The organism is Campylobacter sp. BCW_4323, from assembly GCF_001763115.1.
Classification (GTDB): domain Bacteria; phylum Campylobacterota; class Campylobacteria; order Campylobacterales; family Campylobacteraceae; genus Campylobacter_D; species Campylobacter_D jejuni.
This window is the reverse complement of the sequence record NZ_MJYC01000026.1, coordinates 13,727-25,514: the sequence shown is the minus strand read 5'-3', so window position 1 is coordinate 25,514 and position 11,788 is coordinate 13,727. Positions and strand designations below refer to the sequence as shown.

The following is an 11,788-nucleotide window of genomic DNA, read 5'->3' as shown; positions in this document are numbered from 1 at the left end:
AAAATATTTAAAAATATTGGAATTTAATTATTTTTCTATTGCTATTAGTTAAAATATTTTAAGCATAAAAAAAGAAAGGTATTGGGAAGTGACTAAGCAAGAAATACAAAAACTTAATACAAATTTCCTAGGTCATCCCAAGCCTTTATTCTCTCTATCAATGGTAGAACTTTGGGAAAGATTTGCTTTTTATGGCAACAACCATAAGCAAAGGTGGACTTGGAATAAGTACTGAATACGCCTCGGCAATTTATGGCATTTTTGCAGGATGCTTGTATTTAGCAGCACTTTCTGGAGGCTGGATTACTGATAATTATTTAGGGCAAAAAAGGCTTTATTTTTAGGTTCTTTTATTATAGCTTTAGGACATATTAGCATAGCCTTATCTATTTTAAGCACACCTATGTTTTTCTTAGGGCTTACTTTTATCGTGGATTTTTTAAAACTAGCGCTTCTGTAACAGTTGGAATGTTATACAAACAAAATGATACAAGATGTGATACTGGCTATACGATTTTTTATAATAGGAATTAACATTGGAGCATTCATTGCTCCTCTTATATGTGGTTTTGTTCAAGCAAAATGGAATTATCATTTAGGATTTTGCATAGGGGGGGGGTAGATATGCTAATCTCTTTGCTTATTTTATATTTTAAAGCTATCCCTGAGCTTGAAGAATTTCATAAAAATTGTACCTTAAAGCAAAACTGGGAACAACCATTTAAAAAAGTAAAAATTTAACTCTTATGCTAAAGTATAAGCCTGTTAAGTATTATTGGATTTTTTCTAATTTTTATTAATCTTATAGATATTAATCTCATGATACTATCAAAAAAACTTTTTGCTATGTTTGGTAAATTTATTTCATATATCTTTTTGTTTTTAAAGCCTTAAAATAACAATTAACAATTTTAATTGTTTTATTCTTTGCAGCCACTTTTTTGGAGTACTTTTGACAAAATAATCTTTTTTACGCAAGATTTTACAAATAGAAATATTTTTGATAGAAAATTCCAACAAACTGGTTTCAATCTTTTAATCCAATTTTTATCATCATACTTACTCCTATAGCAAGTTATATTTAGATATTTTTAGAGAAAAAAATATATATTTTTCTTCCATTGGAAAATTTACTTTAGAAATATTATTTGCCGGTATTGGTTTTATGATAATGACCTTTGCTTCACAAAGTCTAATAAGCAACAATGGTTTACCAATATCCATGGCTTGGATTATTATAAGTATATTCTTTTAACACTTGTGGAACTATGCATGTCTCCTATTGGACTCTCTATAATGGCTGAGATTACCCCTGATTTAATCGAAAATCAAGTCATGGGACTTTGGTTTGTAGCAAGTGCATTAGGCAATGCTTTAGCTGGATTCATAGGTGGTAAAGCAAGTGAAGAAAATATAGCTTATTTGCCAAATTTATTTTACCAATATATGTGGATATTACTTGGTGCTGTTATAATTTTACTTATACTCAAAAAACCTATCAATAAAATACTAAAAAATTAATATTAAGGAGAAAATATGAGTATTTACAAACAAAGAGTATTAGAACTTAGAAGATTAATGAAAGAAAATAATATTGACGCCTATCTCATCTTAAGTGCAGATCCGCATTTGAGCGAATATTTACCAGAATATTACAAAAATAGAATCTTTATCAGTGGCTTTAAGGGTTCTGTTGGAACAGTTCTTATCACACAAGAAGAGGGCTTTTTGTGGGTAGATGGAAGATATTGGCTTCAAGCACAAAAGGAATTAGAAGGTAGCGGTATACTTTTACAAAAGCAAGATGCTAAAAATACTTTTACCAAATGGTTGGAAAAAAATTTAAGCGAAGATCAAATTTTAGGCATCGATTTTGCACTTTTACCTTTATCTTTACAAAAAGATTTACAGATTAATTGCAAGGCAAATTTAAAACATATAGATTTGATAAGTCCACTTTGGAAAGATCGTCCCACTTTACCACAAGAAAAAATTTATGAACACGAACTAGAATACTGCTCTTACTCAAGAAAAGAAAAATTAGCATTAGTGCGTCAAAAAATGAAAAATTTAAATGCTACTTCTCATTTAATCTCCAGCCTTGATGATATAGCTTGGCTTACAAATTTAAGAGGGAATGATGTAAATTATAATCCTGTATTTTTAAGTCATTTGCTAATCTTGGAAGACAAAGCTTTGCTTTTTGTTGATCAGAAAAAAGTAAATTCAGAACTTGAAAAAAAATTAAATTTAGATGGGTTTTGGCTTAAAAATTATGATGAAATCATCATGGAGCTTGAAAAACTTGCAAATACAAATTTGCTTATTGAACCTTCAAAAATGACCGCTTTACTCATAAATTCTTTAGACAAAAGCGTAAAAATCATTCAAGAAATTAATCCAAGCACTCACTTAAAAGCAGCTAAAAATACAAAAGAAATAGCGCATATACAAGATGCTATGATAGAAGATGGAGTGGCTTTATGTAAATTTTTTGCTTGGCTTGAAGAAGCAATAGAAAATAAAGAATTAATAAGCGAATTAGACATAGATGTTAAAGCAAGCGAATTTAGAGCACAAAGCAAGTACTACATAAGTGATAGTTTTGCCACTATAGCAGGCTTTAACGAAAATGCAGCATATCCACATTATAAAGCCACAAAAGAGAGTTTTGCTTATCTTAAAAAAGATGGGCTTTTACTTATTGATTCTGGTGGACAATATAAAAACGGCACAACAGATATTACACGCGTTGTACCTATAGGAAAGGCTAATGCGGAACAAATTCATGACTATACCTTGGTTTTAAAAGCACATATTGCCATTTCCAGTGCAATTTTTCCAAAAGATATAGCTATGCCTCTACTTGATGCAATCACACGCGTACCTTTATGGAAAGAACAAATTGACTATATACATGGCACAGGACATGGCGTGGGATATTTTTTAAATGTCCATGAAGGTCCACAAGTTTTATCTTATTTATCCCCTGTGCTTGAAAAAACAAAAGCCAAAGAAGGTATGCTAACCTCCATAGAGCCAGGTATTTATAAAGTAGGTAAATGGGGCATAAGACTTGAAAATTTAGTTATTCATACCAAAGTAGAAAATCCTAAAAATAAAGATTTTGGAGAGTTTTTATACTTTAAACCTGTTACCCTTTGTCCTTTTGAAATATCTTGTATTGATATAAAAATGTTAGATGAAAAAGAAAAAGAATGGTTAAACAATTATCACAAAGAAGTATTTGAAAAACTTTCTCCTAAGCTAGATGATTATCCAAAAGCTCTAGTTTGGCTTGAAAAAAGAACAAAAGCCATCTTTTAAGATACTTTTGTTAATATAGATAAATTTTCCTTGTATTAAACTTATAATTTATTTAATACAAGATTTTTAAACCAATTGCTAAAAAAGTTTTTTTGAAAAACTCAATTTACAACTAAAAATTATTTAAAATATCCAAGATCAATCATTTTTTGATAAATTTTAGCTACAGTTGCCCCTGAAGTAATATTTCTCCCACCATGCTCCAAAAGAACGGTAACTACATATTTTGGCTTAGAATAAGGAGCATAAGAAGTAAGCCACGTATGAGATCTAGTATAATACTCAAATTGTTTTTCATCGACCCTATTTTTATCTGTTTGTGAAAATCCCACAACCTGAGCAGTTCCTGTTTTTGCTGCAACTTTCACATCAAGATTATGCAAATAACGATAAGAGGTTCCTCCTTGCTCATTGGCAACAGCATACATTGCATCTCTTATATAAGGCAATTGACTCTTTTCAAATAAAGTAAAAATTTCTTTTTTATTTTCATCCATTTGATTTTCTATAGTTGTATTATTATTTTCTATACTTTTTAAAAAATGAGGTATAACCTCTCCACCTTTTGCGATTTGAGCTGTATATCTAGCAATTTGCATAGGTGTTGCAAGAAAATTACCTTGACCTATAGCTGTATTTAAAGTATCACCTTGAAACCAAGATTGTCTATATCTTTGCATCTTCCATTCTTTGCTAGGTAAAGTCCCTACAAATTCACTAGGTAAATCTACCCCTGTTTTCGCTCCAAAACCAATGCGAGATAAAGTTTCACTTATTTGATCGATTCCAACTTGCAAACTGCCATTATAAAAATAAACATCACAACTATATTTTATCGCATGTTTTAAATCCACAGGTCCATGGCCCGATCGATTCCAACATCTAAAAAACCTGCCTCCAAGCTCAATGCTTCCATTGCAAACATATTGAGTCGACGGGCTAATATTTTTAGAATTTAAAAAAGAAAGCCCTACTCCCATTTTTACAACAGAACCTGGAGGATAATATCCATTTATAAGTTTATTTGTAAAAGGATGATCAAGACTATTTGAAAGCTCATCCCAATCCTTAAAAGAAATCCCTGTTACAAAAGGATTAAGATCATATTCAGGGAAACTCCCTGCAGCTAAAATAGATCCATCATTTACATTCATAATTATAGCAGCTCCAGCATTCCCTTCAAACAATGAAGTTAAATAAGACTGAAGCTCTATATCTATCGTAAGTTCTATATCATTAGACATAGCAGGAGTGTAAGAAAGCTGTTCTACTTCTTGATTTAAGGCATTAACCTTATAAACCCTAGTTCCTTTTTCTCCTTGTAAAATATCATTATAATAGCGTTCTATACCGCTTTTTCCCGTATAGTTAGAAAGTTTTGCTATTTCATTTTCTTGAACATCTTGCAAATTTGCCTTACCTACATACCCAATAATATGCGAAGCCAATTTTCCAAAAGGATATTTTCTTTTTACAACAGGATCTATTTTTATTGTTTTATTAAGATTTAACTCTGAATAATGCGGAATAATCTCATCGTAGGGTATAAAATCTACAACTTTAATAAAATCTTGATTATAGTAAGAATCATTTCTCTTATAAATTTCTGCTAATTTACTAGCATTTAAATCATGAAATAAATTTGCAAGTTCAGATAGTTCTTTATCTAGAATTCCTTTATTTGACTTTTTAATACTTAAATAAGGTTTAATAGAAATACTAAAACCCAAATCATTAATAGCCAATAAAGTTCCATTTCTATCTGTAATTTGACCCCTAACAGGTGCTAAAAATTCAGTTTTTATGGCATTTTGTTTAGCAAGTTCTTCATAATATACATTTGATTTTATACTCAAATAATACACACGACTTAATAAAAATATAAAAAACAATAGTATAAATCCAACAACTAAACGCATTCTCATTTAAATTTTGCCTTTAAAAAACACATAAGCTAAACAACATTCTATAAAAACTGAAACAATATACGCCCATCCTAAAATTTTAATTTTTTCATCTCCAATATAAGACAATATCATATCCAAAAACAAAATAATGCCGTAAGCACAAAGCACAAAAACAACAGGGATAAATTTACCAATTTTTAAATTTGTCTTAATCCAATCCGCACAAAGATAATAAAAAATAAAAAACGCCAGCCAAGATGAAAAAATAAAAAAATTATAAGTTATATCAGTAAAAAATAAAAAAAATAAAGAAAAATACCATCTAAAATCAAGCTTTGAAAAAGTCCTTTCTCTCTCTTCTAGCAAGCAAAACATATAACAGAAAAAAATCCCATAAAGTAACGGAGTATATACAAAAGTCGAACCAAGAATCTGATAAATTAGAAAAAAAAATCCTAAAAAGACATAAGATCCATTAAATTTTGCTTTATAAGCACTTAAATTTCTTCTCATTTATCAAGACCTAAAGTTTGATTGATAATAATATCTTCTAAAGAATCAAGGCCAATTTTATTCAAATTTGAAACTAAAATAGAATCTTTAAATTCATTTTTTAACTTAGCTTTTTCACTTTGATTTAATTTATCGCATTTGGTAAAAACTTTTAAAATTTTTTGATCAGGTCGTAAAAATCTTTTCAAATAGTCATTTAAATTTACATCGATCTCTAAATGAGTATGTCTTGAGTCGATTAAATGTATAAATAACTTTATCGAGGTTCTTAATTTTAAAAATTCATCTAAGTTTTGATTCCATATTGCTTTTAAATTTTTAGAAACCTTTGCATAACCAAACCCTGGTAAATCGATAAAATTGATATTAAATTTTTCTTCATTTCTTTTGCAAGTTACTTGGAAAAAATTTATAAGCTGAGTTTTTCCAGGAGTTGCCGAACTTTTGGCTAAATTTTTTTGTTTACACAAAGAATTGATTAAAGAACTTTTTCCGACATTGGAACGCCCCAAAAATGCTACTTCACTAAAATTTGAGCTCAATTTCTCATCAAATTTCACTAAAGAAGTGATAAATTTAGCACTAATTATCATTTGTCTTTAAGATCAAACACAAAACGAGCAGGTTTTTGATCCTTACTCTCCACTCGATAAATATTAGCTTTTCTATCGACTATTATTTTATCACCAAAAAGTTTTTGATTACTTCCAAGCTCATTTATATAAGCATGACCATTAATCTCGTAAGTATCTTTAATAACATTATAAATAAATTTATCTCCACTACCTTTATAAGTTTTACCCTTTAAAACAATCTTAAACGTAGCATTTTGCATTGCTTCATAACGAATAGGTTTGCGATTTTTATCCGTATAAATAATCAATTTTTCAGAATTTAAAATATCATCACCCCTAATTACTTCTACATTTCCACTAAGAATACTTTCACCCTTATTTTCATCTGAATAAAAATTTAAAGCTTTTACTTCAATTTGAGTTGCCCAAGTTACACTTACACAAGCTAACAATAAAATTATTTGTCTTGCAACCACGCGTTTACTCCTTGGATATTTAAAATTTTGTTTTTTACATCATAGTTTAAAGTATTTCCATTAATAATACTTCCATTAATTAGAGCTTTAAAATCAGTATTTGTATATAAAATTTTATCCTTAGGTTGGTATTCTACCTCTTGAGAAATAATTTTGACATTATTAGTACCTATATAAGTAACATTTCCTTCAAATAAAACCTTGCTCATATCTTTATTGAAAAACTCTAAACGATTTGCACTAAGATTAAAATCTAAATTTAAAGTAATAAAATCATTAAATTCATCTCTATCTGCATATCTCACCCAAGAATTTGCCTTATAATATGCCTTAATTGTACTAGTATTACTCTCATAAGCTTTCAAATTTTTAGCCTCAATATTTTTAAAATTTAAAGCATTAGTTTGCAAATTCAAAGAATATGGATCTTGCAAACTTAAAATCGTAAAAGTAATTGTAAAAAGAGCAATTAAAATTCCAAAAATTTTTATAGCCAAAGCTTATTCCATTCTTCTTCTAGATGATTTTTTTCTACTAAAATTTCTATCATCTGTGCTACAGCAGCCTTACCACCTTTTTTGCTAAGCACTATGTCTACATTTAAATTTTTATGACCATCTTTTGGCTTAAAACTAAGTCCTACACTTTCAAGCAAAGCCTTATCGTTAAAATAATCTCCAATAGCCGCACACTGAGAAAAATCTAAATGAAGTTTTTGTAAAATTTCTTTTGCACAAGCTAACTTATCCTTGATGCCTTGATATAAAATTTCTATTTTTAAATCTTTAGCTCTTTTTTCAACACAAGGACAATTTCTACCTGTAATAATAGCAATTTTTTTACCAAGCTTTAGCCAAGCCTCGATAGCCGCTCCATCTTTTACATCAAATTCTTTAATAAATTCTCCATTAGAAGTATAAATAATCTTCCCATCAGTTAAACAGCCATCTACATCCAAAAAAATCAATTCTGTCATAATTTCTACTCTCTTACAACAAATGCACCTGCAAATGCACCACTTGCAGCAAAATCCCTTGCTTCATCTTCACTTCTAAAGCCTGTTAAGAAAACGCGATTTAATCCATCCACTGAGCTTGTGCGTATAGTAGAGCTATAAGTTCTATAAGTTTTATATTTTGCTGCTATCGTTTGTGCCCCAGCTGGGTTTTTAAAGGCTCCAATTTGAACCATGAAATTTCCACCTTCATAAATTTGTCCATTATTTGCAATCTCTCCACTATTTCCATAGTTTACATTAGAATGTACAATATTATTACCCGAATTACTTGATCCAAACCCTATAACCTCAAGCCTTACTGGAGCTGTTCCTGAAGCAATCATATCAATTTGACTAGCAGCTCCTTTTGATAAATCTATAATACGATTATTCACAAAAGGACCTCTATCATTCACACGAACGGTAACTTGACGATTGTTATTTAGATTGGTTACTTTTAAGATGGTATTCATAGGTAAAGTTTTATGAGCCGCGGTTAAAGCATTTTGATTATAGGTTTCGCCATTAGAGGTTTTCTTGCCGTGAAAGCCTGGCCCATACCAACTCGCAATACCATCAGCAGTTTCGCCTACTGCTACAACAGTAGGATAATAAGTTTTACCATTGATAGTATAAGGCTTCATCGTTCCTTTAGTCCCTGAAGAACTAGGACTGCTTTTAAAATCATTTGAAGGATAATACACTTGAGCATTATCCAAGCTAGAAAAAAAACTAGTGCCTAAACAACCACTAAAAAATAAAGCCCCTAAACTAACGGCTGACAACTTTAGTGTAATTGTTTTTATTTGCATTTTTATTCTCCTTGATTGGTATAATTAATTTTTGATTAATACTAAGATGATTTTTTGCTATTTTATTGAATTCTCGAATTTCATCAACACTTATATTATAATTTTTTGCTATTTTATATAAAGAGTCACCAGACTTAACAATATAAGTTCTTGTCATAGGTATAGTTGTATCAACCTTCGCAAGTTTTTCTGCTTTAAAATTTTTATCAAAAAATGCTACTTTATTAAGTGGTATATACATATAATACCCTTTACCAGGAGGCGTAAAATTATGTTTAAATTGTGGATTATATTTCTTAAAAGTTGCAAGATCCATATTTAAATTTTTAGCTATTTCTTTTAAAGATGCAGAAGAAGGCACATCAACTTTTGCGAATTCGTTGCTTAAAGCATAATTCATTAAAGACGCATCTTTATCTAGTAAAAAATCCCTATCATTGGCTAAAAAAGCAAGCGTTAAAATTTTTCTTATAAAATTTCTAGTTTCTAAAGAAAGATATTTCTTATCAGGGTTCAATAAAACACTTAAATCATCACTTCCTGCTTGCTTGATAGCTTGTCTTAGTTTACCATTTCCACAATTATAAGCTAAAAGCGCTAAATACCATTTGCCAAATTCTTCTTTTAACTCTTTTAAATAATTTGTAGCGGCATAAGTTGATTTGACCGGATCACGCCTTTCATCAACATAAGCATCGATTCTTAAACCCAAATTTCTAGCTGTTGGTTGCATAAATTGCCAAACCCCTACAGCCTTGGCATTAGAAACACTATGAGTTTTCAAGCCTGATTCAACCATAGCTAGATACAAAATCTCATCAGGAACTTCCTGCTGGGCTAAAATTTTTCTTATCATAGGAGTAACTTTTGAAAAATTTTGCATACTATCTATTAAAGTTTGAGCGTGTTTTGATTTTATATCTTGTTGAGTTTGCACAAAAATCAAATCACTAATAAAACTTGGATTAATATCCAAATTTCTTAAAACATTCATTTGTCTTTCATAAAATTCAGGAGTATTAATTTGTGCAAAAAGAAAATTAAAACATATTAAAAAACACAATAAAATTTTTTTCATCAATAACCTTTAAAAAATAATTTTTCAGAATTATTAAAACAAATTTCTAAAAGCTCTTTTCTTGATAATTTCAATACTTCACACATTTTGTTTGCTACAAATTGAGTTAACAAAGGTTCATTTCTTTTACCGCGATAAGGCTCTGGAGTAAGATATGGAGCATCAGTTTCAAGTAGCAGTCTATCTTTTGGAATTTTAGGTAAAATTTCAACTAATTTCTTAGCATTTTTAAAAGTTAAAACTCCTCCAATACCAAAATAAAATCCCTCTTTAAAAAGAGTTAGCAAATGTTCGCTTGCATTAAAGCAGTGTAAAACTCCTCCTACAAGATCCTTAGAATACCCATGTAAAATCTCATAAGTATCATGATTTGCTTCTCTTGAGTGGATGATAACAGGTTTTTTAAATTCAATAGCAAGTTCAAGCTGTGCGATAAAAATCTTTTTTTGATTTTCTTTTTCTTTTTGAATTTCTTCAGCAAGATCACTTTTAAAACGAAAATAATCAAGCCCACATTCACCTACAGCTACACACTTTTCATCGCATAAATACTGCCTTAAAATTTTCTCATCATAATTATCAATTTCATAAGGATGCACCCCTGCTGCAAAAAAAATATTTTTATATTTATGAGCAATTGTAGCTGCATAGGGTAAATCTTTTATATCAGCACCAGGTATGATGATTTTCTCTATACCATTTTTAAAAGCACGATTTAAAGTTTCATCTAAATCATCTTTAAATGCTTCACTGTCTAGATGGCAATGCGTATCAACAATCCTTAAACCATCTTGAAAATCAAGATTTAAGAACATACTTCAACTCTATCCTTGCCATTATCTTTTGCTTGAGACAATATTTTACTTGCTTTATCAACCAAAGAATCAATCTTATCTCCATTTTTTCCAAAAACCACGCCTATAGAAGCTGTAAAAAAGATTTCATCTAAATTAACCAAAACACCAGCCTTTTTTATATTTACTCGTATACGAGAAAAGATTTTAATCGCTCTTTCTTGGGATATATTTTTAAGTAAAATACAAATTTTTTCTGCACTATATCTACCTACAAGATCTCTCCCTTTAGTTTCATTAACTATTTCATTAGCACAGATTTTAATTACTTCATCACCAACTTCACGGCCGTATTCATCGTTAATCATTTGAAGATTATCTATATCTAAGAAAGCAAAAGCAAATTCCTCGTCTTTTGTCGCTATTTCGTTAAAATAATCATCTATTCCATCGATTAAAGCATTATAATTTTTAACCCCAGATACAGGATCTAAAACATTATAAGTGCTTAAAAATTTTTTATCATCCATGTAAGATAAACAACGATCTAAGCGACAATTAAAACTTTCTTTGCTTAAAGGCTTGAACAAATACTCATTAACTCCATTTTTAAAAGAATTCGCTTCAAATGAATCATTATGATCCCCCAAAAGAATCACACCTAATTCATCATCACTAAAACGTTCTCTTACTTGAGTTAAAAGCTCAAAACCGCTAATTACTGGCATATTGACATCTGCTATAATAAGCTTAACATCATTATTATCATTTAAATAACTCATTGCTTCTTCACCATGAGCTGCAGCTAAAACATTAAATTGTCTTTGAGTAAGTATTTTTTTAATTTCATTACGCTCGGGTAGCTTGCTCATAGCTAAAATCACTTTAGTTTTTGCATATTGATTAAGTTTTATAATAGAACTAATAATCTCATCAATGCAAGTTTCACTTTCTTTAAAAATATAATCTAATATATCTTTATCCATAAATTTTTCTTTAGTAGCTTTATCACCACTAGCCGTAAGAACAATAGCAGGAATTTTCTTTTCTATAACATAATCCACAACTTCACCATTTGGGGCATCTGGCAAACATAAATCCACAAAAGCTAAAAAATAATCATTATTCATTAATCCCTTAGCTTCAGCAAAACCAAAAGCAATATCTACCTCATAATCTAAAGTCATTTGAATTTTTTTAGCTAAAAGTTTGCCGAGCATTTTATTATCATCAATAATTAAAATTTTCTTATTCATAGTGTGTAAAATACCTTTATACCTAAAATTTTTAATATATTTGTTTCAAAAGA

11 protein-coding genes and 1 pseudogene are annotated in these 11,788 nt (G+C 29.5%); 2 read left to right on the top strand and 10 right to left on the bottom strand.

Translation table 11 applies throughout. The features are described from left to right. The first annotated feature begins 160 nt into the window (after positions 1–160). Both AJN60_RS10125 and AJN60_RS00745 read left to right on the top strand, forming a co-directional pair. Positions 161–1,521: pseudogene (locus AJN60_RS10125) on the top strand (peptide MFS transporter). Positions 1,522–1,536: 15 nt separating this feature from the next. Continuing rightward, positions 1,537–3,327 (top strand): aminopeptidase P family protein, encoded by a 1,791-nt coding sequence (locus AJN60_RS00745; RefSeq protein ID WP_070285689.1) that lies wholly within the window; start codon positions 1,537–1,539, stop codon positions 3,325–3,327. A gap of 119 nt (positions 3,328–3,446) precedes the next feature. Here the strand turns inward: AJN60_RS00745 and mrdA are convergent, their stop codons facing one another. The 10 genes from mrdA to cbrR are packed head-to-tail and all read right to left on the bottom strand — an operon-like array spanning position 3,447 to position 11,735. Continuing rightward, a complete protein-coding gene (gene mrdA, locus AJN60_RS00740) occupies positions 3,447–5,252 on the bottom strand; it encodes a penicillin-binding protein 2 (protein ID WP_070285688.1) in 1,806 nt (601 codons plus the stop codon). Further along, positions 5,253–5,747 carry a hypothetical protein gene (locus tag AJN60_RS00735; RefSeq protein WP_070274111.1) on the bottom strand — a complete coding sequence of 165 codons (495 nt, stop codon included), beginning with the start codon at positions 5,745–5,747 and terminating at the stop codon, positions 5,253–5,255. Continuing rightward, positions 5,744–6,340 (bottom strand): ribosome biogenesis GTP-binding protein YihA/YsxC, encoded by a 597-nt coding sequence (yihA, locus tag AJN60_RS00730; protein WP_004305491.1) that lies wholly within the window; start codon positions 6,338–6,340, stop codon positions 5,744–5,746. The genes AJN60_RS00735 and yihA overlap by 4 nt, the downstream gene beginning before the upstream one ends. Further along, positions 6,337–6,798 (bottom strand): LptA/OstA family protein, encoded by a 462-nt coding sequence (locus AJN60_RS00725; RefSeq protein ID WP_002871339.1) that lies wholly within the window; start codon positions 6,796–6,798, stop codon positions 6,337–6,339. The genes yihA and AJN60_RS00725 overlap by 4 nt, the downstream gene beginning before the upstream one ends. Continuing rightward, positions 6,780–7,295, bottom strand: coding sequence for a hypothetical protein (locus AJN60_RS00720; protein WP_070285687.1), 516 nt, complete (start codon positions 7,293–7,295; stop codon positions 6,780–6,782). Before AJN60_RS00720 ends, AJN60_RS00725 begins: the two co-directional genes overlap by 19 nt. Then, complete coding sequence (locus AJN60_RS00715; RefSeq protein WP_070285686.1) at positions 7,286–7,774, bottom strand: HAD-IIIA family hydrolase; 489 nt, start codon at positions 7,772–7,774, stop codon at positions 7,286–7,288. Before AJN60_RS00715 ends, AJN60_RS00720 begins: the two co-directional genes overlap by 10 nt. Before the next feature lie 5 nt (positions 7,775–7,779). After that, positions 7,780–8,607 (bottom strand): septal ring lytic transglycosylase RlpA family protein, encoded by an 828-nt coding sequence (locus AJN60_RS00710; RefSeq protein WP_070274940.1) that lies wholly within the window; start codon positions 8,605–8,607, stop codon positions 7,780–7,782. Next, positions 8,567–9,685: a lytic transglycosylase domain-containing protein gene (locus AJN60_RS00705; RefSeq protein ID WP_052858977.1), complete on the bottom strand. Its 1,119-nt coding sequence runs from the start codon at positions 9,683–9,685 to the stop codon at positions 8,567–8,569. The genes AJN60_RS00710 and AJN60_RS00705 overlap by 41 nt, the downstream gene beginning before the upstream one ends. Beyond that, the gene (locus AJN60_RS00700; protein ID WP_070285685.1) at positions 9,685–10,500 is read right to left on the bottom strand and encodes a TatD family hydrolase; all 816 of its coding nucleotides are present in this window, start codon (positions 10,498–10,500) and stop codon (positions 9,685–9,687) included. The genes AJN60_RS00705 and AJN60_RS00700 overlap by 1 nt, the downstream gene beginning before the upstream one ends. After that, on the bottom strand, positions 10,491–11,735 hold the full coding sequence (gene cbrR, locus AJN60_RS00695; RefSeq protein ID WP_070285684.1) for a bile resistance response regulator CbrR: 1,245 nt from the start codon (positions 11,733–11,735) through the stop codon (positions 10,491–10,493). Before cbrR ends, AJN60_RS00700 begins: the two co-directional genes overlap by 10 nt. Positions 11,736–11,788: the final 53 nt, after the last annotated feature.